The 24,684-nt window shown below is 50.9% G+C and carries 16 protein-coding genes and 1 pseudogene; 9 read left to right on the top strand and 8 right to left on the bottom strand.

Going from position 1 to position 24,684, the window contains the following annotated elements; genetic code table 11:
* Positions 1 to 30: 30 nt before the first annotated feature.
* Positions 31 to 3,780 (bottom strand): methionine synthase, encoded by a 3,750-nt coding sequence (gene metH, locus LZ463_RS20095; RefSeq protein WP_241457759.1) that lies wholly within the window; start codon positions 3,778 to 3,780, stop codon positions 31 to 33.
* Positions 3,781 to 4,208: 428 nt separating this feature from the next.
* On the opposite strand from metH, the gene LZ463_RS20090 reads away from it, so the two are divergent.
* The 3 genes and pseudogenes from LZ463_RS20090 (at position 4,209) to LZ463_RS20085 (ending at position 8,505) form a co-directional block, all read left to right on the top strand.
* Positions 4,209 to 4,847 (top strand): response regulator, encoded by a 639-nt coding sequence (locus LZ463_RS20090; RefSeq protein WP_241457757.1) that lies wholly within the window; start codon positions 4,209 to 4,211, stop codon positions 4,845 to 4,847.
* Between the two features lie 226 nt (positions 4,848 to 5,073).
* Positions 5,074 to 5,346: pseudogene (locus tag LZ463_RS29300) on the top strand (DUF4214 domain-containing protein); the annotation flags it as partial.
* 171 nt (positions 5,347 to 5,517) lie between these two features.
* The gene (locus LZ463_RS20085) at positions 5,518 to 8,505 is read left to right on the top strand and encodes an autotransporter outer membrane beta-barrel domain-containing protein (RefSeq protein WP_241457755.1); all 2,988 of its coding nucleotides are present in this window, start codon (positions 5,518 to 5,520) and stop codon (positions 8,503 to 8,505) included.
* Positions 8,506 to 8,832: 327 nt separating this feature from the next.
* Here the strand turns inward: LZ463_RS20085 and LZ463_RS20080 are convergent, their stop codons facing one another.
* Entirely contained in the window at positions 8,833 to 9,789 is a 957-nt protein-coding gene (locus tag LZ463_RS20080) for a TerC family protein (RefSeq protein ID WP_277624117.1), read from the bottom strand.
* Between the two features lie 3 nt (positions 9,790 to 9,792).
* On the bottom strand, positions 9,793 to 10,485 hold the full coding sequence (locus tag LZ463_RS20075) for a Bax inhibitor-1/YccA family protein (RefSeq protein WP_241457753.1): 693 nt from the start codon (positions 10,483 to 10,485) through the stop codon (positions 9,793 to 9,795).
* 164 nt (positions 10,486 to 10,649) lie between these two features.
* Between LZ463_RS20075 and nhaR the strand changes: the two genes are divergently transcribed.
* On the top strand, positions 10,650 to 11,561 hold the full coding sequence (nhaR, locus tag LZ463_RS20070; RefSeq protein ID WP_241457751.1) for a transcriptional activator NhaR: 912 nt from the start codon (positions 10,650 to 10,652) through the stop codon (positions 11,559 to 11,561).
* A 78-nt stretch (positions 11,562 to 11,639) separates the two neighbouring features.
* Here nhaR and LZ463_RS20065 read toward each other — a convergent pair whose 3' ends face one another.
* From LZ463_RS20065 to def, 4 genes are all read right to left on the bottom strand, one after another.
* On the bottom strand, positions 11,640 to 12,212 hold the full coding sequence (locus LZ463_RS20065) for a FlgO family outer membrane protein (RefSeq protein WP_241457749.1): 573 nt from the start codon (positions 12,210 to 12,212) through the stop codon (positions 11,640 to 11,642).
* The gene (locus tag LZ463_RS20060; protein ID WP_241457747.1) at positions 12,212 to 12,889 is read right to left on the bottom strand and encodes a hypothetical protein; all 678 of its coding nucleotides are present in this window, start codon (positions 12,887 to 12,889) and stop codon (positions 12,212 to 12,214) included. Before LZ463_RS20060 ends, LZ463_RS20065 begins: the two co-directional genes overlap by 1 nt.
* 208 nt (positions 12,890 to 13,097) lie before the next feature.
* Entirely contained in the window at positions 13,098 to 14,054 is a 957-nt protein-coding gene (fmt, locus tag LZ463_RS20055) for a methionyl-tRNA formyltransferase (protein ID WP_241457745.1), read from the bottom strand.
* Entirely contained in the window at positions 14,054 to 14,578 is a 525-nt protein-coding gene (def, locus tag LZ463_RS20050) for a peptide deformylase (protein ID WP_241457743.1), read from the bottom strand. The genes fmt and def overlap by 1 nt, the downstream gene beginning before the upstream one ends.
* Positions 14,579 to 14,739: 161 nt before the next feature.
* Here def and LZ463_RS20045 point away from each other — a divergent pair, with 161 nt between their 5' ends.
* The 5 genes from LZ463_RS20045 to LZ463_RS20025 all read left to right on the top strand — a co-directional run bounded on the left by LZ463_RS20045 (position 14,740) and on the right by LZ463_RS20025 (position 23,186).
* The gene (locus LZ463_RS20045) at positions 14,740 to 15,837 is read left to right on the top strand and encodes a LysM peptidoglycan-binding domain-containing protein (RefSeq protein WP_241457741.1); all 1,098 of its coding nucleotides are present in this window, start codon (positions 14,740 to 14,742) and stop codon (positions 15,835 to 15,837) included.
* A gap of 41 nt (positions 15,838 to 15,878) precedes the next feature.
* Complete coding sequence (gene dprA / locus LZ463_RS20040) at positions 15,879 to 16,952, top strand: DNA-processing protein DprA (RefSeq protein ID WP_241457739.1); 1,074 nt, start codon at positions 15,879 to 15,881, stop codon at positions 16,950 to 16,952.
* A gap of 88 nt (positions 16,953 to 17,040) precedes the next feature.
* Positions 17,041 to 17,505 (top strand): Smg family protein, encoded by a 465-nt coding sequence (locus LZ463_RS20035; RefSeq protein ID WP_241457737.1) that lies wholly within the window; start codon positions 17,041 to 17,043, stop codon positions 17,503 to 17,505.
* A 167-nt stretch (positions 17,506 to 17,672) separates the two neighbouring features.
* Positions 17,673 to 20,291 (top strand): DNA topoisomerase III, encoded by a 2,619-nt coding sequence (locus LZ463_RS20030; protein ID WP_241457735.1) that lies wholly within the window; start codon positions 17,673 to 17,675, stop codon positions 20,289 to 20,291.
* A gap of 123 nt (positions 20,292 to 20,414) precedes the next feature.
* Entirely contained in the window at positions 20,415 to 23,186 is a 2,772-nt protein-coding gene (locus LZ463_RS20025; RefSeq protein WP_241457733.1) for a DUF1631 family protein, read from the top strand.
* A 50-nt stretch (positions 23,187 to 23,236) separates the two neighbouring features.
* On the opposite strand, the gene LZ463_RS20020 is transcribed toward LZ463_RS20025, so the two are convergent.
* Positions 23,237 to 24,157, bottom strand: a complete 921-nt coding sequence (locus LZ463_RS20020; protein ID WP_241457732.1) for a cation diffusion facilitator family transporter — start codon at positions 24,155 to 24,157, stop codon at positions 23,237 to 23,239.
* Between the last annotated feature and the right edge of the window lie 527 nt (positions 24,158 to 24,684).

The following is a 24,684-nucleotide window of genomic DNA, read 5'->3' as shown; positions in this document are numbered from 1 at the left end:
TCATAATAAATGATGTAAATACCTATGCGCTTACAGATTCGGCGCCAGCCAGCGTTCGACATCTTCCCTGGAGACCCGTCTGCGGGTAGCCATATCCGTGACCTGATCATCGGCAATTTTACCCACACTGAAATACTTCGATTCAGGATGGGCAAAGTAAAAGCCCGATACTGCTGCACCCGGTATCATCGCCCATGACTCGGTGATGTACATCTCTATTTCTTCACACTGCATCTGCCTGAACATGTCGGTCTTGACTGTATGTTCAGGGCAGGCCGGGTAGCCAGGTGCAGGGCGTATGCCCTTGTAGCTTTCCTTGATCAGCTCTGCATTGCTGAGCGCTTCATTGGCAGCATAACCCCACAGGTCTTTGCGCACGCGCTCATGCAGGTATTCGGCAAAGGCTTCGGCCAGACGGTCGGCCAGGGACTTCAGCATGATGCTGCTGTAGTCGTCATGCGCATCTTCAAAGCGTTTCTCATGCTTTTCTATACCCAGGCCAGCAGTGACAGCAAACATGCCTATATAGTCCTTGATGCCGCTGTCTTTGGGGGCGATGAAGTCGGCCAGGCACTGATTAGGCCTTTGCACACCGTCAATGATGGGTTTTTCAGTCTGCTGGCGGGTGCCGTAGTAGGTAAAGGCGACCTGATCGCGGCTATCGTCGGTATAGATTTCTATATCGTCGTCATTGACAGTATTGGCGGGCAGCAGCGAGACCACACCATTGGCCGTCAGCCAGCGGCCTTCTATGATCTTCTTCAGCATGGCCTGGCCTTCTGCATAGACCTTGCTGGCAGCTTCGCCAACCACCTCGTCGGTGAGTATGGCAGGGAAGGGGCCGGCCAGGTCCCAGGTCTGGAAGAACGGGCCCCAGTCTATGTAATTGGCAATCGTCGCCAGATCGACATTCCTGAAAATGCGGCGGCCGATGAATTTGGGTTTGACCGGTGCATGGCTGCCTGTGAAATCGACTTTCATTTTATTCGCACGTGCCTGCGCCAGCGTCACCATGGGTGTGGCCTTTTTATTAGCATGCTGGGTGCGGATGCGGTCATAATCACTACCGAGTTCGGCGATGTACTGGTCACGGCTTTCTGGTGTCAGCAGCGATTGCGCCACCGACACTGAGCGTGAGGCATCGGCCACATACACAACAGGCCCCTCATAGTTGGGGGCGATCTTGACGGCAGTATGGGCGCGGCTGGTGGTCGCTCCTCCGATCAGCAGCGGGATTTTTAACATGCGGAAATGCGGGTCGCGCTGCATTTCTTTCGCCACATAGGCCATCTCTTCCAGCGAGGGTGTGATCAGGCCGGACAGGCCGATGATGTCGGCATTTTCAGCCTTGGCCTTGGCCAAAATTTCCGAGCAGGGCACCATCACGCCCATGTTGACCACTTCAAAATTATTACATTGCAGGACCACCGTGACGATGTTCTTGCCTATGTCATGCACATCACCCTTGACCGTGGCGATGACGATCTTGCCCTTGGGTTTGTTGTCGCCACTGCGTTTCTTTTCTTCTTCGATGAAGGGGATGAGGTGGGCGACCGCCTGCTTCATGACGCGAGCCGATTTGACCACCTGCGGCAGGAACATCTTGCCTTGGCCAAACAGGTCACCAACCACATTCATGCCATCCATGAGCGGGCCTTCGATGACCTGAATAGGGCGACCACCATCGGCCATGATGGCGGCACGGGCTTCTTCGGTATCTTCGACTATCCAGTTAGTGATGCCGTGCACCATCGCATGGGACAGGCGCTTTTCTACGGGTTCATTGCGCCATTCCAGCGTGGCTTCTTCCTTCTTGCCACCGGCTTTCAGTGTGGCAGCAAATTCGATCATGCGCTCCGTCGCATCTTCACGGCGGTTCAGTACCACGTCTTCGACACGCTCGCGCAATTCCGCATCAAGTTCACTATACACACCAACCATGCCGGCATTGACGATGCCCATGGTCATGCCGGCCTTGATGGCGTGGTACAGGAACACGGTGTGTATTGCTTCGCGCGCGGGATCATTGCCACGGAAAGAGAAACTCACGTTGGAGACACCGCCACTGATCTTGGCACCGGGCAGGTTGTCATGTATCCAGGCGGTGGCTTCGATAAAATCGACGGCGTAATTATTGTGTTCTTCGATACCGGTTGCGACAGCGAAAATATTCGGGTCAAAGATAATGTCCTGTGGATCAAAATTGAGTTTATCGACCAGCAGGCGGTAGGCGCGTTCACAGATTTCTATCTTGCGTGCATAGGTATCCGCCTGACCGGTTTCATCAAAGGCCATAACGATGACGGCTGCACCATAGCGTTTGCACAGCGTGGCCTGACGCAGGAATTCTGTTTCGCCTTCCTTCATGGAAATCGAATTGACGATGGCCTTGCCCTGTACGCATTTCAGGCCTGCTTCGATGACGCTCCATTTCGATGAATCGATCATGATGGGCACGCGGGCGATGTCAGGCTCGGACGCAATCAGGTTCAAAAAGCGCGTCATCGCCGCCAGCGAATCGAGCATGGCCTCGTCCATATTAATATCGATGACCTGTGCACCGTTCTCTACCTGTTGGCGAGCCACTGCCAGCGCTTCATCATATTGCTCGTTCAGGATCAGGCGTGCGAAGGCTTTGGAGCCGGTGACATTGGTACGCTCACCGACGTTGACGAACAGCGAACTCTCATCGATGGTGAATGGCTCCAGACCAGACAGGCGCATGGCCGGGGGAATAACCGGCACATGGCGTGGTGTCTGGCTTTGCAATATGTCAGCAATTGCCCGGATATGGTCAGGCGTGGTGCCGCAGCAGCCACCAGCGATATTGATGAAACCGGCTTCGGCAAATTCCTTCAGCAGGGCTGAGGTATCGGCTGGCAATTCGTCAAAGCCGGTATCGCTCATGGGATTGGGCAAACCGGCATTCGGGTAGATACAGACAAAGGTGTCTGCAATCTTGGATAATTCTTCAGCATATGGGCGCATCAGGGCGGCACCGAGGGCGCAGTTCAAACCTATGGTCAACGGTTTGGCATGACGCACCGAATTCCAGAACGCAGGTACGGTCTGACCAGACAGGATACGGCCAGACGCATCGGTCACCGTGCCCGAGATCATGATGGGCAGGCGCTTGCCGGTTTCTTCAAAAAACTGGTCGATAGCAAACAGGGCTGCCTTGCAGTTCAATGTATCAAAGATGGTCTCTACCAGCAGTACATCGGCACCACCTTCGACCAGGCCTCGGGTTTGCTCCAGGTAGGCCGCTACCAGTTGATCAAAGGTGACGTTACGCGCAGCCGGGTCATTGACATCTGGTGAGATCGAGGCTGTTTTTGGTGTAGGGCCTAGAGCACCTGCCACGTAGCGTGGTTTGTCCGGTGTCGAATATTTATCGCAGGCAGCCCGTGCAATCCTGGCTGAGGCGACATTCATCTCATAAGCCAGATGCGCCATATGGTAGTCGTCTTGCGCAACAGTCGTTGCGCCAAAAGTGTTGGTTTCTATCAGGTCGGCGCCAGCAGCCAGGTATTGTTCATGGATTTCTGCAATCACCTGCGGCTGGGTCAGTGACAGCAATTCATTATTACCCCTGACGAAGAGTTCGCGCACTGTTTCAGGGCCGCTAAAGTCTTTGAAGCGCTCACCGCGATAATCTTCTTCGGTCAGCTTATAGCGCTGTATCATGGTGCCCATCGCACCATCGAGTATCAGGATGCGCTTTTGCAAAATTTCGCGCAAACGGGTTTCGAGGGTAGATACAGGCAGTGTCGTCGTCATGATGTTTACTCACATAAATGCAAAAACCCGATCGGCTCATACTGCTGGCGGATCGGGCGACATCCTTTTAGCAGCATTTATTACGCGCCCGCAATCTGAATCTCAAATCGGCGCAACATGAGGTAAATTATACGTCAAATCAAGGGCTTATGTGTTTTTGACCTGATGCATGTCATTTTTTCGCCATGACAATTTATGTTGTCTGCTGATTTTATGTAAATTTTTTGAGGTATGCTGGCTTGTGCGTGGTGACATTTACCAACAACTTGTTGAACTATTAAGACGCCTGCCATCTAAGGTGGGTGGCAAGGGGCAGTTTTTACTTGCCTGAAACTGGTGACGGCTTCAAACTTCTGTCTATGCAATCTACAATCAATTGAAAGTCACAAAGGACTATAGTGTTTCACTCTGTGAGTAAGCAGGTTCCGATGAATATCTCAGCACTCATTATTGAAGATCATCCGATTTATCGCGATGCCTTGCTGCTCTTCATGCGTCATTTGCTGGGGGCGGCGCAAGTGGCGGCGGTCACTTCAACTGAAGAAGCACTGGCGCAATCAGCCAGTCATGCCGGGCTGCGCCTGATTTTGCTCGACCTGCGCTTGCCAGGCATGAATGGCGTAGAAGCCATCTGCTCCCTGCGCAAACATTACCCAGATGCCGCAATCGTTGTGGTTTCTGCTTCCGAAGACCGGCGCGAGGTCGATGCAGCCCTGCGTGCCGGTGCCAAAGCCTTTATTTCCAAAGCCGTATCGACCGATCTGATGATAGAAGTGGTGCGCAAAATACTGGCCAATGAAGTACTCGATACGAACTGGATTACCTTGCGCGGCAAGCAAGCCAACAAGGAAGAACCCTTGCTCGCGCTGACACCAAGGCAGCAAGAAACCTTGACCCTGCTATGTCAGGGCTTGTCCAACAAAGAAATTGGCCTGCGCCTGGACTTGGCAGAGATTACGGTCAAGATGCATGTGACTTCCATTTTCAGGGTTCTTAACGTCGTCAATCGCACCCAGGCCGTACTGGCTGCTCGTAGTCTGGGCTTGTATACCCCAGATCAAAACTGAGCATTGGTTGATTGCAAACTTACAAATTAATAAAAAATTGTTACAATATGTAAGGTGACACTGCTTCTGGACAGCTTTGCAGTTCGGCAAGTCCGGTCTTGTCACAATGGTAAAGCCAATTTCCTGCTTTCTGGTGGATATTCGGCCAGCCAGAAGGACATGCTCCGATCTGAGTTGTGACATTCCCTTATGTTCTCTTCTTTCCTTTTTCTAAGGCTGATTTTTCATGGGCATCAATGCCAGTACCATACAAAAACTGTACATCGCTTACTTCAACCGGCCAGCCGACGTGGCTGGTTTGAATTATTGGGAAGGGCAGCTTGATGCCAATAGGATTTCGCTAGGTGCGCTGGCACAATCGTTCAGCGAGCAAGTCGAATACAGGAATATTTATGGTGGCAAGAGCAGCTCCGATGTCATCAGTGCCATATACAAAAACCTGTTTGCCCGTGCAGCAGACGCTGAGGGACTCGCCTATTGGGCTGGTCAGATTGATGGCGGCAAAGTCAACTTCGGCACCGCTGCACTGGCGATACTCAACGGTGCCAGCCCCGGTAGTCAGGATGATAAAACCATACAAAACAAGCTGAGTTTTGCTACAGATTTCACAAACAGTCTGAATACAGATGCAAAGATAGCCAGTTATAGTTCAGCATCGGGTTTTGATTCCATGCGTATAGCATTGGCGTCTGTTACCGCGGATAGCACGCCAGGGCAGTTAACACTGAATAAAGCCATTGTGATTAAAGAAGCATCCGGTGGAATTAATGCGGCCGAAAAAGCAGCAGGCATGGATGTTCTGATTGATCTGGCAGGTATTCAGGTTCAAGCGGGATATCAATTGGAACTGATGAATGGCAATAGCTCATTTGCCCGCCCTATCCTGTACACATTGAATACGACAGATGCCATCAATCAAAAAGTGAGCATCAGGATACCGGCTGGTACTGACTGGGGGACGGACGGTAGCAAATTGCTGGGTGTCAGGATAGTTGACCTGAAAGGTAACACGGGCAAGATTGGTGGATTATTGAGTGTGCAACTTGATACAATTCCCCCGCTTGCTCCAAACTCTTTGAGCATGGAAGTCAGTTATGCGCAGAGTAGTACCTCTTCTTCAAATTATGAAGTGGTGGCTAAGGCTTTGCATATTGACTTACCCGGTGCCTTGGAAGCAGGTAGCAAGCTTAGCTTGCAGTTGGGTGGCGTGAGTCTGCTGAATCTTGATGCTGCTAATTCTAATGGCACTAGCCTGGATTTTAGTTTTGACAGCGTCCTCGGCAAGCGCATTTATGACGGCTTCAAGGCTGACAAGAGCTTGAATCTTGTCATTACTGACCAGGCCGGGAATCGTGTCGAAACAAATCTTTCAGGACTCCCCGCTACTATCGCTCACCAAAAAGTGGAAGCTGCCAAGAATATCACTGTGACGCCTGTCGGGGGTACGCTGGTTGATAATTCGCTCAACAGTACGAATACGAATTTGATTGTTGACGCGGATGTCAATTCAAAGCTGCCGCTTAATAATGCTGAATTATTATTGAATGGACAGGTTATTGCCAAAGCCAGCGCCGCGCAAATCTCTGGAGGGAAAATCCATTTCGATTTGAATACCACCAACAACAGTGATTTGCAAAAACTGGTGTCCAGTAGTGGATTTATCTCTGTCCGCGTATGGGACTATTTTGGTGAATCGGCAACCAGTGAAATCAATCGACCACTCAGTGTTAAATATGACGGCAACATCACGACTAATCCGAACACGAGTTCTGGTGGAATAGGCAACCCTGTCATCGATAATGGAACTGTAGCGACGCTGACAGCACCCGACAACATCAGGATATCTGCCATTGGTGGCAGTATCAGCAGCAATGCACTTAATGCCAGCAATATTGATATGGTGGTTAATGCAAGTATTGCCCCTGGCCAGGCAACCGGTGGCAAAGCAGAATTAAAAATTGGTTCTAAAGTGATTGCTGTCGATACTGCCATCAATGCGACAAAGAACGAACTGCATTTTGATCTTGGTACCAGTAGCAGCGCGGCATTGCAGTCCACGATTAACACCGGCGGTGCAGTCAGTATTGTGCTGACCAATGCGGCAGGACAAACAGTCAGCAGTACCAATAATCCCTGGTTGAATGTTGATTACACGCCACTCGCGATCGTAACTCCCCTGAGTATTGTTGCTGCCACGGATGGCCTCAATGCGCAGGAACTGGCGTCTCCGATTAGCGTCCAGGTTGATTTGAGTAATTTGCAAAGTGCCCAGAATTACAGCATCGAGCTGTTGAAGGATGGTGCTTCATTCAGTACACCGGTGATTCATGCGATTACTGCTGCAGAGGCGAACGCGCGCAGCGCGAGTTTTAATATTCCGGCAGGGGCAACATGGGGGAGTGATGGAAACAAGCAATTATCTGTCAAGCTAAGTAACATCATTACCCAGGCCAGTACTATCACTGCGACCAGCAATGTTGTCGTGGATACTACCGCACCGGGTGCAGCAACAGCTGTTACTTATGTCAGGCCTGCTGTACATGGTGACCCATGGGGTCTGGAGATTACAATTCCGGCGGGGCAAATGGCGGGTGGTAAGGCCGTATTGAACGGTTTGGTTACTTATGTGGATAGTACGATTTCGGCTTCAGATACCAAGGTGACTTTTACTGTCCCGGACAATGAACTGTCGCATGCGACATTTAATAATGGGATAGATTTTTCCTTGTTCGATGCAGCAGGTAATCTGACAACTGGAAATATTTATAAATTACCGCAAACCTATACTAACCAGGGTGGTACCGTATTTAATGCACCAACAAATATAAAAATCTTTCCAGTTGGTGGTAACGGGATAACGAATACGATCAATGCAAGCACCAGCAGTTTGCGAGTTACGGCAGATATCACGCCAGGACAAGCTACTGGTGGGATGGCGACTTTATTACTATATGGTGATCATGAATCTATATATGTTTTCGACAAACAGATTCTGGCAGGGGATACATCGATCAGTTTTGACGTCACGACGGACAGTCCATTTGCTTTGAAGGCCTTATTCGGTGGAAGCTCCGCAATCCACGCCCGTGTCACTTTAGAAGATGCCAAACACACTAGCGTTGAATCAGCGGAACATCCTGTCTTGGCGACGGCTTACGTTAATGGCGAAGCAATTGCAGGTGGTCTGACTGCGCCGACGTCTATCAAGTTGACTGCGATAGGCGGAAACGTGACCCCGATGCAAGGTAATACGGTGACGCTGAATAACACCAATGTCGGTTTTACAGTAGAAGCAAATATAGTCCCTGGTCAGGTTGCTTTGGGTAAAGCTGAATTGTGGATAGGGAATAAATTAATCGGGACGAATGACTATTTACAATTGACTGATACAAATGTTAAATTTTACAGCTGGTCCATACCGGAAAGTGCTTTGACACCGTCCTATTTGCAGTTTGCATTGCAATTTGGTGGCGACTTGATCATCAAACTTTATGATCATGCCGGGCATGTGGTTAGTAGCACACCCGGCAGTTTGAACGTAGTGACCAACTACGCTTCTGGCATTGCAACTCCATTACATGACGCAGCATCCAATCTGGTCAGTATTGTTGGCCAGCCAGTTCCAGAACTATATACAGGCGATGTGTACTTCACTTGAAAGTTTTTAGTCAAAAAAACAATTATTTAACCAGGGAAGTCACTTGCTGCTCGCTCTGGCGACTATCCTTAAAATAGGGAGGACAAGGGGATTACATCTTGAGCCAGGACACAAAAGTAGATTTTGATCTGGATGTGGCCGGCAATGTTGTTTTATAAAACACTTCAAGAAGCATTGCTATGGCTTCAGTCGTGATGATTGACACATGTTGAACGGCGTGGGAAAACTCTTCCAGTCCTTACCTGGGAACTGATTTAAAAAAGGCACATCACGGTCTTGCTGTGATGTGCCAAAGGGACTTCAGGGGGAGAACTGTGCTGGCCCGGTTTATGTGGTTTTTTTACGGCTGACAAACAGGCTGGCGATGATGGAGCTGGCAAGTATGGTGCCGATGACGATCAGCGATACACCGGTTGGCACATGTATCCATTTCACGATCAGCATCTTGATACCGACAAACATCAATACAAAGGCCAGGCCGAATTTCAGCAGGTGGAAGCGGTCTGCCATATCTGCCAGCAAGAAATACAGGGCGCGCAATCCCATGATGGCAAAGATATTCGAGGTGAAGACGATGAAAGGGTCAGTCGTCACAGCGAAAATCGCCGGGATGGAATCTACAGCAAAAATCACGTCCGATATTTCTATCAGTATCAACACCAGGAACAGGGGCGTGAACAGGCGCTTCCCGTTTTCTCTGATGCTGAATTTTTCCTGATGAAAGCTCTTGGTAAAAGGCAGCAGTTTCTTGGCCAGTCGCAAGACAGGATTGGCTTCCAGATCAGGCTCTTTTTCTGCTGCAACCAACATGCGAAGACCTGTAACCAGCAAGAAAATACCAAACAGATACAAGATCCACGAGAATTGAGCAACGACCCAGCTGCCAGCCAAAATCATGATGATGCGCATGACGATGGCGCCCAGCACGCCATATAACAAGACTTTGCGTTGATACTGAACCGGTACTGCAAAGTGACCGAATATCAGCAGGAAGACAAAGATATTGTCGACAGACAGCGATTTTTCTATGACATAGCCAGCAAGGAACTCCATGGCTTTGGTCGTCGCAACTTCACGGCCGACGGTATCGGACAAATAAATCCACAGGCCAAAATCAAACAGCAAAGCCAGGCTGACCCATACCACCGACCATGCCGCCGCTTCCCTGATGCTGACTTTATGGGCGCGTGAACCACCAAGGGCCAGCACGTCTATTGCCAACATGAGCAAAACAAAAGCGATAAAGACTGCCCACATCCAGGGCTCTGCGACGGAATGTATCATTTCTTATTCTTTCTCAATCACGCCCAACAATTGCAGCAGGCTGGTAAACAAATTAAAAATCGTCACGTAGAGACTGACGGTTGCCATAATGTAGTTGGTCTCGCCACCGTGGATGATATTGCTGGTTTCAAACAGGATCATCCCTGACATCAGCAAGACCATCATTGCGGAGATGGCCAGTGACAAGGCCGGTATCTGGAAGAACAGAGCACCCAGGCTGGTCACGAACGCGACGATCATGCCTATCATCAAAAAGCCGGCCATGAAACTGAAATCACGCTTGCTGATCAGGACGTAGGCTGACAAGCCCATGAAAATCAGGCCAGTCATGGCCATAGCCGTCATGACGATACTGCTGCCACCCGCCATGCCAAGATAATGGCTCAGTACAGGTCCGAGGGTGTAACCCATGAAGCCGGTCAGGGCAAAGACAGAGGCAATGCCCCAGGCACTGTTTTGCAGCTTGGTGGTGGCGAACAGCAGGCCGAAATAACCGACCAGTGTCAATAAAATACCGGGGCCGGGAATGGCGAAGGCGACTGTCGCACCAGCTGTGAGGGCTGAGAACAGCAAGGTCATCGACAGCAACATATACGTATTGCGCAATACCTTGTGCCCCGAAACGGCCTGGGTATCGATATAGCTAACGGTTTGCGCATTGTGCGTGTTGTGTGTATTGCGGCTCAAGATTTTCATACTTTTCTCCTGAAATGTGGAGACCAGGTCATTACTGTGCCTGGCCTCACCTTCTCAACAGAAGGTAGAGATAGTGTAGGCCTTCAGGATTAACAATAAAAGTCGAATATAATTGATATTTAATTCGAAAAAAACGATGTATTTAGAAGCTGATCAGCGAACCCATGCCCACACTCAATTACAAACATTTGCACTATTTCTGGACCGTAGCCAAAGCTGGCAGTATTGCTCGTGCAAGTGAGCAGTTACATTTGACGCCACAAACCATCAGCGGCCAGCTCAGTCTGTTTGAAGAGATCCAGGGCGAACCCCTGTTTCGCAAGAGCGGGCGCAATCTTGAATTGACGGAAGCAGGCCGTCTGGTGCTCAGTTATGCCGAAGATATTTTTGCCTTGGGGCAAGAATTGGAAGAAGTTTTGCATCATCGCCCCACCGAACGCACGGTGCAATTGCGGGTAGGGGTGTCTGACGCCTTGCCAAAAACAGTCGCTTATCGACTGCTGGAGCCGGCACTGAAGTTGCCACAAACCTTGCGCATCAATTGTCGTGAAGGAAAACTGGAGGTGCTCCTGGCTGAGCTGGCAATCCACAAACTTGATGTGGTGATGTCCGACAGCCCCATGTCGGCCAGCGCCAATGTGCGTGGTTACAGCCACCAGTTAGGAGAGTGTGGTATCAGTTTCTTTGGTACGCGGGACCTGATGACGAGTTATCCGCAAAAATTTCCGGGAAATCTGGAAGGTGCTCCATTTTTGTTGCCTGGTGAAGATGCTGCCTTGCGGGCCCGCTTGTTGCAATGGTTTGACCAGCAGGGCTTACATCCCCGGATTGCCGGTGAATTTGACGATAGTGCGCTGATGAGTGCTTTCGGTCAGGCGGGTGCCGGTTTTTTTGCAGCGCCGACCGTTATTGCTGACATGGTCATGCGCCAATATGATGTGCAATTATTGGGGCAGACGGATGAAATTCAGGAGCAGTTCTATGCCATCTCGGTACAGCGCAAATTGACCCATCCTGCCGTACTGGCAATCAGTCATGCTGCGCGCAGTGATTTATTTGCGATGGAAGGTGGCTGATAGCGCCAGCTGTAAAATTGAAGAAAAATAAAAAAGCGTCAGCATGAGCTGACGCTTTTTGGGGACGCTTTGCCGGGATTATCGGCGACCGAGCAAGGTCTTGATATTTTTATCCATAGGGATAGCGTAATCGACAGAACTGATGACGGTATTGTCCGCAGGACGTACCAGCTTCAGGTTGACGAAAACCAGCTTGTCACTTTCAGCATAGGTACCGACGATGACTGCCTGGGCGCTATGGTTTTGTGCGACATCCTTGATTTCACGTGTCAGCAGTAATTCACCGACATTTTGACGCATGAATACCTTGTCACGGAATTTCATCTCCACCATTTTGTAGCCCGAACGGGTGAATTGTCCGGAGATATGTTCTGCGACGATACGGCCAAATGGAGAGGATTCTTCCAGGAAATTGATGTTGGCCAGCGTCGCAATAATCAATGGGTGAGAAGGATCAATTCTCAAGCCGGCATTGGCAATCAGGGCTGATGCTGCACGCTGATTGGCCGGAATGAACTCATTGCTTTCAGCATCTTTCCAGGTCGGCACCGGAGAGGCTGCCGCTGGTGGAGGGGTATTACCCAAACCCAGGCTGGAACAGGCACTTAATGCAATTGCAGAAGCAATGACGAGGGCTGCACTTTTTATCATTATTGACCCCCAACCACGCGGAAGTTGAAATCGGTATCTTTATTGTAAAGTGTCCAATCCAGGTCAGCAACGTAGTAAGCATCGGTACGACGTGCTATGTATTGTGAATTCTTCACCAATGAAGTGGTGACGATCAGTTCGTGTCTTGGGGTAGCGCCCTTGGCATACTCCTGGTTAACCCAGGTTGTCCAGTCGTAAGCGCCGGTCAGGGCCAGGCCGCCAAGCAGTGCGTCTGTTTTCACTGGTATACCCAGGCCATGTACGGCAGCAATGCCTGCACCAATGGCGGTCACGCTGACAAAACGCTTGTTTTGATGACGATCTGGTGAAAAACGAACCAGCTGTGTTTCTATACTGATCACCTGGGCAGTACCGTCATTGATTTTCCTGACAACCACACCCTGATTGACCAGGGAAGTAATAATCTCGTTGTAGAAAGCCTGGGTAAACTGACTGTCTTTGTCAGGTGGCATGACATAAACAGGTGCGCCTATCTTGTCAGTCCCGAGTTTGATTTGCTCTGCTACATCGTTAGCAATGGTGAGCCAGTGCGACGCTGCTTGCAGTTTGTTTTGCGTAGTCGTGCGGAAATTTCCTGCAAGCGGGGTTTCGCTGTATGGGGTTGTACAACCGGCCAACAGCGCGGCTGCCAGGGCTAAGGGAAGAAGTTTCTTCATGAGCTCACCTTTTTTTAGGTCTTAGTCAGAGTTTTTGTTATCGAAACCGATAATGGCAACAATTCAATGTAAGAGAATACAACAAGTAGCGGCAGGCAACAAAGATTTTGCTTGCATACAGGCATTATTCGGAGCATTTGGGCCGATATAACGTCCACTGTTACATTTGGAAATGGAAGTTGTAGCTTTTTTGCTTCACTTTTTTCATTTATTTGAAAAAATGTCCTTCATTTAGCGCAAATCCTTTCAGAAATTCTGCGGCTGAGAGACGTTTGCCACCTGGTTTTTGTAATTCTATTAATTCCAGGGCATCTTTTCCACAGGCAACAATGATACCCTTGCCAGCCTGTGCCGACAGTATCTGGCCCGGTTGGTCCATGCTACCGGTCTTGACTGCCTGGGCGCGCCAGATTTTGATGGTACTGTCAGCGTATTGCGCATGGGTACCTGGGAAGGGATTGAATGCCCGTATCTTGCGTGCCAGCACTTCAGCTGGGAGCGCAAAGTCGAGACTGGCTTCTTCCTTGCTGATCTTGGAGGCGTAATTGACGCCTTCAAGCGGTTGTACCGTCGCTGGCAGGTCGCCGCTTTGCAGACGTTTGAGTGCCTCAACGATCATCTCGCCACCCAAGGTGGCAAGTTTGTCGTGCAGGCTGCCTGTTGTATCGGCTTCCGTGATGGAAATGTTGGTTTTTAGCAACATTGGACCCGTATCCAGGCCCTCTTCCATTTGCATGATGGTGATACCGGTTTCCGTATCTCCTGCTTCTATGGCCCTGTGTATCGGGGCGGCGCCGCGCCAGCGTGGCAATAGTGAGCCGTGAATATTCAGGCAACCCAGGCGTGGTATCTCTAATATGGACAAGGGCAGGATCAGGCCATAGGCAGCCACCACCATGACATCATGCGCTGTGTTGCTGATTAAGGCATGCGCCTCTTTGGCGACATCAGGGTATTTGCCATCCAGCCGCAAAGACACGGGTTGGGCAACCGGTATGCCGTGTTGCAGGGCAAACTGCTTGACGGCAGATGCCTGTAATTGCATGCCTCGCCCGGCGGGGCGATCAGGCTGGGTCAACACCAGGGGGATTTCAAAACCGGCTGCGTGAATAACCTGCAAGGCTGTTGCCGCAAATTCGGGTGTGCCAGCAAAGATGACGCGCATTACCGTACTGCCCGTTTGCGTTGTTCTTCGCGTTCTTCCTTCAGCATCTTGGTCTTGATACGATTACGTTTCAAGGGTGACAGGTATTCGACAAACACCTTGCCTTTCAGGTGATCCATTTCGTGTTGTATACAGACAGCCAGCAATTCAGTGGCATGGATTTCAAACGCCTTGCCATCAACATCCACTGCTCGTACCTTGACCTCGGCCGGGCGTTCTACACCGTCATAGATGCCGGGTACGGACAGGCAACCTTCGTCATAAACCTTTTTTTCTTCACTGGCCCAGAGGATCTCAGGGTTGATGAAAACCTGGAGCTGATCATTGGTTTCAGATACATCGATCACCACCACCTGCTCGTGCACGTCTACCTGAGATGCTGCCAGACCTACACCGGGTGCGTCGTACATGGTTTGCGCCATGTCTGCTACCAGGGTTTTCAGGCGTTCATCAAATTGTGTTACCGGTTTTGCCACTTTATGGAGGCGCGCGTCGGGATAGCGCAGTATATTTAGTATCGTCATAAGACATTTCACAACAAGCAATAGTGCTTATTGCGCAGTTTTTCTTGCTAGTTCAAGGATTTATGGGCAGAATTTGATTCAATTTGGCAAGTTTTGCAAGATAGCGCCTGCCTGCGCGCCTTGATTTGCCGTATTGCCGTATTTTGCATCGGATATTATTCATGAAAAAGTTTAGCACAATCGCTTCCATCTTCGCTGTCACACTGCCTTTACTGTCATCTGCGGCTTATGCTGGTGGCGGCCAGGCGACGACAGAACAGGCGCAAGCCATCGCCAGCAAGAGCAAGTGCGATTTCTTGCCAGAGGCGCCGGACAAGCATGTGGTAGTTCGCGGCGACACCTTGTGGGGTATCTCCAGCATGTTTCTGAAGAACCCCTGGTGCTGGCCTGTGGTCTGGGGCATGAATAAAGAAGATATCCGCAATCCGCACTGGATTTACCCTGGTCAGATCGTGTATTTCGACCGCGTCAATGGTCGTTTGCGTCTCGGTAACCCAGGCGGTATTCCAACAGTCAAATGGAACCCTAAATCCAGGGTGCAGGGGCTTGGCGAGAACGCCATACCTGCCATACCTGCCTCTGTGATTGAGCCCTTCCTGTCCCAGCCCCTGATTCTGGAAGACAATGACCTGGCTGTTGCGCCTCGTATCATTGCTACCAAAGAGGGTCGGGTAAATCTGGGGATAGGTGAAAAAGCCTATGTCCGTGGTGAGCTCGATGGCGGCACATCCTTCCAGGTATTCCGTCCCGGCAAGCCTTTGCATGATCCGGTGACCAAGGCTGTCATTGCTTACGAAGCCGTTTATCTGGGTACGGTCAAACTGGAACGCGAAGGCACGGACGAATCTGATGTACATACATTTAATGTCGTCAGGGCCAAGGAAGAAATGGCCGTAGGTGATCGTCTGATGCCGATCCCGCCATCACCTATCCTGAACTATGTACCACACCCGCCGGCTGAAGATGTTGATGCGCGTATTGTGTCGGTCTACGGCGGCGTCTCTGTTGCCGGGCAGAACCAGATTGTGGCCATCAATCGCGGCAAGGACGAAGGCCTGAACCTGGGTACCGTGCTGGAACTCTACAATTATGGTGCTGTGATTCAAGACAAGACAGATGCCAACAAGAGCATCAAATTGCCAGATGAATCCATAGGCCATCTGTTCATATTCCGTGTATTCAATAACATCTCTTATGGCCTGATCATGCAAGTTACCGATGTAGTGAAAATCGGTGATGCTGCCAGGACCCCAAGGTAAGCGCAGATAAGCGTAAATAGCGACGACTGGCGGATTTGCACTTGGATTGGGTAAACTGGTTGCGCCTGGAGCAGACTCCAGGTGTCGGGAATGAAACGGCGCGCAAGCTGCTCAGTGTATTTGGATTACCTGAGCAGATATTTGCTGCCAGTCACTCAGCCTTGGCAGCAGTCGTTCCAGACCGCATAGCCAGGGCAATCCTTAGTACCCCTGCTGATTTCGCGGAGCAAGTTGACAAGACCGGGGCCTGGCAAGCACAGCCAGGAAATCTCATCCTGACACTGGCAGATGCCACCTACCCGCGCCTCTTGCTGGAAATCCCTGACCCGCCCCTGATGCTTTATGTAAAAGGCCGGGCAGACTTGCTAGATGTTCCCGCCGTGGCTGTGGTTGGCAGCCGTAATGCCACAGTACAGGGCATACGCAATGCCGAGCAATTTTCCGAAGCCTTGAGTGTTGCCGGCCTGTGTATCAGCTCCGGCCTCGCAGCAGGTATTGATGCGGCGGCGCATCAGGGAGCTCTGCGTGGTAGTGGCTCTACCGTTGCCGTGATAGGTACCGGTGCTGATATTGTGTACCCTGCCCGTAATCGCAGCCTGGCCCACTTGATTGCCGAAGGCGGCTGCATTGTCAGTGAGTATTCACTAGGTACGCCAGCGCTGGCGCCTAATTTCCCAAGGCGCAATCGCATCATTTCCGGTTTGGCCAAAGGCGTATTGGTGGTCGAGGCGGCCGCGCAATCAGGGTCCCTGATTACGGCGCGCATGGCGGCTGAGCAAGGCCGTGAAGTGTTTGCCATCCCGGGCTCCATACATTCGCCCTTGTCCAAAGGCTGTCATCAATTGATACGGCAGGGGGCAAAACTGGTTGAGTCAGCCGACCATATCCTGGAAGAATTGCAGTTTTCTATTGCCAGTAAGACGGCTATGGCAGCTACCGAAGATGTCATTGAACATGAACTGTTGAAAGAAATCGCCTATGACCCCATCCATCTGGATATGCTCGCCAGCCGGACGGGCATGGATATTGCCATTTTAACTACCGAGTTGCTGGGGCTGGAACTAAATGGTCAGCTTGAAGCCTTGCCTGGCGGCTATTTTCGCCGCCTTGCCTGAGACAGGATTAGTGCTGAATTGGCAAGCAAATAGCACAGAGTTTTCACGGGGGCTTGTTTGAAATCGCCGCAAAGGCTACAGTAGCACCATGTTTGATATTCTTGTTTACCTCTACGAAACTTATTACCGTCCGGATGCCTGTCCAGATACGGCGGCGCTGACAAAAAAATTGTCAGCAGTGGGTTTTCCTGAGGAAGAAATTTCCGAGGCGCTGAACTGGCTGACAGGTCTGGCCGTGACATCGGGTGAGCCGGATGCTGCGGCACCATTGTCCACCGGCTTCAGGGTGTATGCCCAGCAAGAAATTGCTGTTTTGGGTACTCCGGCAATCGGTTTTATTCAATTTCTCGAATCTGCGGGTTTGCTCAACGCCAGTCAGCGTGAAATCGTGATTGAAAGGGCATTGGTTGTCAATGAATCACCATTGCCTTTGGATAAACTGCGCATCATCGTGCTGATGATGTTATGGAGCCAGGGCAGTGAACCCGATATGCTGATGTTTGACGAATTATTGTTGTCAGATGACGACAGCGTGGTCAGGCTTTTGCATTAATCATTTCTAAAATGCAATTTTTGTGACAAAAATCGCCTAAAGATTGCGGTTTTTCGTCTATCGCGCTTATCATTCCCCGCAAATTTAGGTTAGTCTTACGCTTATTTTGCGAAATGTTGCCTATTAGACATTGGTAACAACGCTTTACATTATTCGAGAATCCCGAAATGACAAAAACGCTCATCATTGCCGAAAAACCCTCTGTCGCTAATGACATAGCGAAAGCGTTGGGTGGCTTTACCAAGCATGATGATTATTTTGAGTCTGACAACTATGTCTTGTCGTCAGCAGTAGGTCATTTGCTCGAAATCACTGTCCCTGAAGAATACGATGTCAAACGTGGCAAATGGAGCTTCACCCATTTACCAATGATACCGCCGCATTTTGCCCTGAACCCGATTGCCAAAACCGAATCGCGTCTGAAGGTGCTGAGCAAGCTGATCAAGCGCAAGGATGTCACCGGCCTGATCAATGCGTGTGACGCGGGCCGCGAAGGTGAATTGATTTTCCGTCTGATTGCGCAGCATGCCAAGGCAAAGCAACCGGTCAGCCGTCTGTGGCTGCAATCGATGACAACAGGGGCGATACGTGAAGGCTTTCAGAAATTGCGTAGTGACAATGAAATGTTGCCGCTGGCCGATGCAGCACGCTGCCGTTCGGAAGCTGACTGGCTGATCGGTATCAATGGCACCCGCGCCATGACTGCCTTCAACTCCAAGGAAGGCGGCTTTTACCTGACCACAGTTGGTCGCGTGCAGACGCCGACATTGTCTATCGTGGTCGAGCGCGAAGAAAAGATCAAAAAATTTGTTTCCCGTGATTTTTGGGAAGTGCGCGCAGAGTTTGTCTGCGCTGCGGGTGTATATGAAGGTCGCTGGCAAGATCATCAGTTCAAGAAAGACGAGCATGATCCTGAGAAAAAGGCAGAACGCCTGTGGAGCAAGGCTGCTGCCGAATCCATCGTTACTGCCTGCCGTGGCCGCCAGGGTAATGTTACAGAAGAATCCAAGCCAGCCACGCAAATGGCACCGGCCCTGTTTGACCTGACCAGTCTGCAGCGTGAAGCAAATGCGCGCTTTGGTTTCTCTGCCAAGAATACCCTGGGCTTGGCGCAAGCCTTGTATGAGAAACACAAGGTGTTGACTTATCCGCGTACTGACTCCCGTCATTTGCCGGAAGATTATCTGTCCAGTGTCCAGGAGACTTTGGGCAATATTGCAGAAAGCAATAATTACCATCAGTTCGCATCGCAGATCCTCAAGAACAAATGGGTCAAGCCAAACAAGCGCATCTTTGACAATTCCAAGATCAGTGATCACTTTGCTATTATCCCGACTGGCCTGGCGCCCAAGAGTTTGTCCGAACCCGAACAAAAACTGTATGACCTGGTGACCCGTCGTTTCATGGCGGTGTTTTTCCCGGCGGCCGAGTTCCAGGTCACAACCCGTATTACAGAGGTATCCGGCCATCAGTTCAAGACGGAAGGCAAGGTCATGACCAATCCAGGCTGGCTCGCCATTTATGGTAAAGACGCACTGGAAGACAAAGACGGTGAAAGCAAGGGCACTCTGGTCGCTGTTGCCAAGGGCGAGAAAGTATTGACGGACCAGATTACTGCCAATGGTCTGGTGACCAAACCACCTGCACGCTATAGCGAGGCAACCCTGTTGTCAGCGATGGAAGGCGCCGGCAAACTGGTCGATGATGGCGACCTGCGTGAGGCCATGGCAGGCAAGGGGTTGGGGACCCCGGCCACCCGCGCCGCCATCATCGAGGGTTTGCTGACGGAGAAGTATCTGTTGCGTGAAGGGCGTGAAATGATGCCTACCGCCAAAGCTTTCCAGTTGATGACCTTGCTGCGCGGCCTTGGTGTGGATGAGCTGACCTCGCCAGAATTGACCGGTGAGTGGGAATACAAGCTGTCGCAAATGGAAAAAGGCAAGATCAGCCGCGAAGAATTCATGCGCGAGATTGCCCAGATGACCCAGATCATCGTCAAGCGCGCCAAGGAGTATGACAACGACACCATTCCCGGTGATTATGCGACCTTGCAAACACCTTGCCCGCATTGTGGTGGCGTGGTCAAAGAGAATTATCGTCGTTTTGCTTGTACCAAATGCGAATTCTCGATGAGCAAGACTCCTGGCAGCCGTCAGTTTGAGGTGGCAGAGGTGGAAGAACTGCTCAGCAAGCGCGAGATTGGCCCGCTACAGGGATTCCGCTCCAAAAGAGGCTTGCCATTTGCCGCTATTCTCAGGATTGTGCCTGATACCGAGCACAATAACCTCAAAATGGAATTTGACTTTGGCCAGAACCAGGATGACAGTGACGAAGGCGAACCGGTTGATCTTTCCGAACAGACTTCTATAGGCCCCTGCCCCAAGTGTGGTAGTGGTGTGTATGATATGGGGCTGGCCTACGTCTGTGAAAAAACCCTGGTCAAGCCCAAGGCTTGTGATTTCCGCAGCGGCCGTATCATTCTGCAGCAAGAAATCCTGCCAGAGCAAATGAGTAAATTGCTCAATGATGGAAAGACTGATCTGTTGCCTGGTTTTATTTCCCAACGCACACGCCGTCCTTTCAAGGCCTTCCTGGTGCGAGGCAAAGATGGCAAAGTCGGCTTTGAGTTTGAAGAACGCAAGGCCAAAGCACCTGCGGCGGCCAAATCCAAAGCGAAAGCCGAGCCTGACACAGAAACCACGGTTGCAGTGAAAGCCAAGGCGCCAGCCGCGGCCAAAGCAGCGCCTGCAAAAAGAGCAGTAGTCAGAAAAAAGAAGGCAGCCTGAGCATTTGCCCTGCCTTAGCCGGGATAGATTTCACGCGGGAAAGAGTCATATTTGGCACTTTTCTGGCAGAGTCAGTCATTTTCGCGTATTGTTAAAAGGTGGTCTTCTCAATATAGGGTGCACATGGTCGCAAACGAGTCTTTATCCAGTGCTCGCGCTGAATTTACTCATGCATTTAATCATGCAGTACCCGGCATTCTGCCCGAAGCTTTGGAAGCATTGCTCGCCAAGGCGAATTACAGCGGTACTTCTTCTGCTGAGAAAAGCCGTATCGTCAATGCGCGCGCCATTTTGCCTGAAAAATGGGATGCCATTTCCCGCGCCATGCCAGTACACCTTGCGCAATTATTGGATCGCAGTATCACCACCGCCTATAGCACTTTCAGGCCAGCCTCTGCTTTAGCCCAGGCAACGGAACTGGCTTTGCTTGATTCTTCTACCTTTGAGACTACGCTGCGTTTCAATGAAATGACGCAGAATTTCCGCGACAAGGCGGGGCAAACCCTGCTGGATTTGAATATCCGCATCGCGGTCTTGTTTGGGCAGGACGATATACGCGAGCGGGAAAATCCCTTCCGCCCCTATTTACTGGCGCGTTGCATTTTCCTGGCGGTGGAAGAACAGAAACTGCTGCCAGAGACTGAAGCCATCCTGATCGAACAATTGGGTGAAACCATGGCCAGCACCATGCCTGCCATCTATGAAGCAGCCAATTCTGCATTGGAAAGACAGGGCATCAGTGCGAATCTGACGCTCAAGATCAGCAAGGCACCTGAATCCCAACAGACACGTGGCCCAGCCGCTGGCGCTGGTGGCGGTTCTGGTGGCTCTGGTGCTTCCGGGGCCGCAGGCGGACAAAGTGCCTATTCGACCATGCAGGCGGGCGTCTTTCCTGGTGCACAAGGGGCAGGTCAAGGGCAAGCTCAGGTGCAGAGTCAGGGGGCCTTTCCGGCAGCACAACAGGCGGCCATGGCCAGCCCTGGCGTACGCCTTGAACAATTATTTCAGACCGTGCGAGGCAAACCACTGACCCTGCCTCGGGCCACTCCCGTACTTGCGCAGCATACGGATGGCATGCAGGCTGCAACCATGTCTTACGGAGGTCTCCCTGCACCTGGCACTTCGTCAGGCAATGCCGGGCCTGCCTGGCTCAGTAGCGTCAGCGCACTCGGTGGTGTATTGCGACAGGCCTTTGGTGAAACTGCCGCACTATCAGCATCTGGCTTAAAAAGAGATAAGCACGCGGAAGGCAGTATTCCTTTCACTGCCAGGGAAAATTCCCCGGTTGCCTCAGCCAATAGCGATAGTTCGGGGCGTGCAGGTCAATTTGCCCATTCCGGTTTGCCGGCGTCAGTTGGCACGGGTAATCCCGACATGATACAGGTGCCGGCTGCGTTGGTCGCTTCCCATTTGCAGAATATAGAAAACCAGTTAAAACCAAGAGCAGAAACGCAGTTGCCGCCAGAACTGAGCATGGGACTTTCCAAGGTCCTTGGACAAATGCATAAGGTTATGGTGCCAGACAATGCATCCATGAGAGACGGGCAGGGAGAAATCCGTAACCTGATACGCGAACAGAAAGATGCTCTGTATAGTCTGGCCAAAGATACTGAAGAGCAGATGTGCATAGATCTGGTCGCCATGCTGTTTGAGGTTATGCTGTGCGACGAGTTAGTGCCATTTAATATACGCATCAGCATGGGGCGCCTGCAGTTCCTTATACTGCAACTGGCGCTAAAAGAAAAAAATCTGCTCAGTGACAGCAAACATCCGGCTCGCCTGTTGTTGAACCGGATTTGTTCCATCGCCTACAGCACACAGCGAATCGGCGATGTGGATAACCATGTCACCGAAGAAATTGCCCGCATCATCAAGACACTCATGCGGCATGACAGTGAAGTACCGGAATTATTTTCACGCATACAAAACAGGTTCGAAACCTTTATTGCGCGTGAATTGCGCACTAACAATCAACATATACACCGTACCGTAAAGGCCCTGGGTGAGGCAGAAATTCGCTTCATGCGTTTTGCCTGCATTGCCGTGGCGATCAACAAGGCCATGCCAAAAGTGAATGTGGACATGTCTTTCCGCAGCTTTCTCAGGAAAGAATGGGTCAGAGCAATAGAGGTGGCCGAAAGGACCGATGCTGTGCTCGCCAGACGTTATCGCCTGCTGGTGCCTGACTTGTTGTGGAGTGTCCTTCCCAAACTTGATAACGACGACAGGAACCTGCTGTCATCCATGCTGCCCAATATGGTGGGGACCTTGCGTCATGGCATGGACCTGATGGAATTGGAAAAATCCAGTCAGCAGAAATTGCTGAACTGGCTGGCAGAGGCACATGCCAAAGCCTTGCGCCCGGCTGCAGACAGTAAAAAACCACAAGGTCTGAGCTTACCTGCCATGCATGAACGCTTTGAACAATTCACCAATCAGCCGGATACGATAGAGCACTCCGAAGTTCATCATTATGAATCCGCCAGGGAGCTGTATCAACTGAAGGTGTTTGCTGAACTGGGCTTGAAAACCAGAATGCTGGACAAAGAAGTCCAGAAACAGGCCTCACTTGTTGAAGCCATGACCGTCGGCGATGCGCAGGCTGAGCCAGAGCTCGTTCCAGCCTATCTTGAACGCATAGTCTGTGGCGCACTGGTCGATATAAAAGCCGAGAAACTCAATATCAAGGCTTGCTTGCGCTGGGTAGACCCGAATCTGATCTATGTCGTACTGAGTATCAAAGGGGACGAATTTCCTGCCGTACTCAGCATACGTGTGCTGCGTGAGTTGCTCGATGCTGGCAAGCTGCGTTTCGTGGAGGACGAACCCCTGTTTGAGCGCGCCATCCATACCCTGCTCAGGTCTGCTGATGAGGTTGATAATGTGCGGGTTTAGATAAACGCGTATTCTAGCCGCACATTCCTGTGCCCATCATCTTAAGTTTTTCAATCGTCAGTACTATCAATATCAGGTTCAAAGAAGCACCACTTCGCCTGTGGCCAGTTGCTTTGTATGCCATCTTCCACTTCATTGATGGCAGTGATCAGCGCCTGGTCAGAACCCTGCGGGCGCATTTTTGCCTGTACTGCAATCATCAGTTGTTCACCCCATTGCAGGGTAATCAGATTAATGACGTGATCAACATGCGGATGGCTTTCTATATGGGCGCGTATCGCCTCATTGACTTCTGGTGCGGCGGACTCACCGGTAATCATGGCCTTGACTTCCCTGATGACAAAGAATGCAACCGTCATCAGCAGTATACCCACGATGATAGAGCCTATCGCATCCCAGATCGGATTACCGGTAATGACTGACAACACCACCGCAACAAAAGCCACAGCCAGGCCGGCCAGGGCAGCAATATCTTCACCCGCAACCACCATCAATTCAGATTGACGCGTTTCGCGGAACCAGTGAAAAAAGGACTTGCCGCCGGCAATCTTGCGTATCTCCAGCATTGCTCCGTATAGCGAAAATGCTTCCAGCGCGACAGAAATACCGAGCACCACCAGTGCCACGACAGGGTTCTTCAGCGGCTCAGGATGTTTCAGACGCTCTACACCCTCCATGACAGAAAATGCGCCACCCAAAAAGAACAGCAGCAAAGCCACCATCATGGCCCAGAAATAAACCACACGGCCATATCCCATGGGATGGGAAGCGTCCGGTGCACGCTTGGCTTCTTTCAGGCCCACCAACAAGAAGACTTGGTTAATGCAGTCTGCAGTGGAGTGAATCGCTTCCGCCAGCATGGCCCCGGAAGCCGTAAAGATCGCGGCCCCAAACTTGGCCAGGGCAATACCGCCGTTAGCGCCCAATGCATAGAAAATTGCCTTGGTAGAACCTTCTGAATTCGCAGACATGAGAATAATTAATAGTGGGAAAAACCTAACCTTACTTGATTTCTCTGCAAATAATCAATCAGGCATTCTGAATGTTTGCCCTTGCAGAATTTGTTTTTTGTGGATGCATATAGAGAGAGAGCTGTTTGCTTGGATAAAGCCATCTCACTTTGAGAAGCGATGCCAGCATGTCGCAAAGCCTGTTTTGCGCCGACAGAATCTAAGCAGCTTGCAAGCTGCGCAGTGGAACGGTAGGGATGGGGATAGGTTTCGGCTGATCAGCGAAATGCAATCAATATAGAAACCCCTCGGGATCGTCGCTCCTGCGCAGGCAGGAGCTCAGCGTCGTCCGTGGATGAGCGGCGAGGCAAGCTACTCAGTCATGCGCCAAACACCAAGAATAGTAGGGTGCGCCATGCGCACCGTTCCCCCACTTCATATATACAGCCAATAGCTTGGTTCCTATAAGTAAGCGATCAACCAAAGACCAGTGCGCGCAGCGCACCCTACAAAGATAAAAGAACCTGCTAAATAATTTAACGCAAAGG

It is taken from the genome of Undibacterium paludis, from assembly GCF_022568815.1.
GTDB lineage: Bacteria > Pseudomonadota > Gammaproteobacteria > Burkholderiales > Burkholderiaceae_D > Undibacterium.
Note: the sequence above shows the minus strand (reverse complement) of the source record. Positions and strands in the feature narration are given on the sequence as shown.

What these genes read in the sequence shown, in the direction of transcription:
- fmt (WP_241457745.1), bottom strand. Translation starts at nt 14,054, where the DNA reads ATGCGCGTCATCTTTGCTGGCACACCCGAATTTGCGGCAACAGCCTTG.
- LZ463_RS20030 (WP_241457735.1), top strand. Translation starts at nt 17,673, where the DNA reads ATGACAAAAACGCTCATCATTGCCGAAAAACCCTCTGTCGCTAATGAC.
- LZ463_RS20025 (WP_241457733.1), top strand. Translation starts at nt 20,415, where the DNA reads ATGGTCGCAAACGAGTCTTTATCCAGTGCTCGCGCTGAATTTACTCAT.
- LZ463_RS20065 (WP_241457749.1), bottom strand. Translation starts at nt 12,212, where the DNA reads ATGATAAAAAGTGCAGCCCTCGTCATTGCTTCTGCAATTGCATTAAGT.
- nhaR (WP_241457751.1), top strand. Translation starts at nt 10,650, where the DNA reads ATGCCCACACTCAATTACAAACATTTGCACTATTTCTGGACCGTAGCC.
- LZ463_RS20080 (WP_277624117.1), bottom strand. Translation starts at nt 9,789, where the DNA reads ATGATACATTCCGTCGCAGAGCCCTGGATGTGGGCAGTCTTTATCGCT.
- metH (WP_241457759.1), bottom strand. Translation starts at nt 3,780, where the DNA reads ATGACGACGACACTGCCTGTATCTACCCTCGAAACCCGTTTGCGCGAA.
- LZ463_RS20035 (WP_241457737.1), top strand. Translation starts at nt 17,041, where the DNA reads ATGTTTGATATTCTTGTTTACCTCTACGAAACTTATTACCGTCCGGAT.
- LZ463_RS20020 (WP_241457732.1), bottom strand. Translation starts at nt 24,157, where the DNA reads ATGTCTGCGAATTCAGAAGGTTCTACCAAGGCAATTTTCTATGCATTG.
- LZ463_RS20085 (WP_241457755.1), top strand. Translation starts at nt 5,518, where the DNA reads ATGCGTATAGCATTGGCGTCTGTTACCGCGGATAGCACGCCAGGGCAG.
- LZ463_RS20090 (WP_241457757.1), top strand. Translation starts at nt 4,209, where the DNA reads ATGAATATCTCAGCACTCATTATTGAAGATCATCCGATTTATCGCGAT.
- def (WP_241457743.1), bottom strand. Translation starts at nt 14,578, where the DNA reads ATGACGATACTAAATATACTGCGCTATCCCGACGCGCGCCTCCATAAA.
- LZ463_RS20075 (WP_241457753.1), bottom strand. Translation starts at nt 10,485, where the DNA reads ATGAAAATCTTGAGCCGCAATACACACAACACGCACAATGCGCAAACC.
- LZ463_RS20060 (WP_241457747.1), bottom strand. Translation starts at nt 12,889, where the DNA reads ATGAAGAAACTTCTTCCCTTAGCCCTGGCAGCCGCGCTGTTGGCCGGT.
- LZ463_RS20045 (WP_241457741.1), top strand. Translation starts at nt 14,740, where the DNA reads ATGAAAAAGTTTAGCACAATCGCTTCCATCTTCGCTGTCACACTGCCT.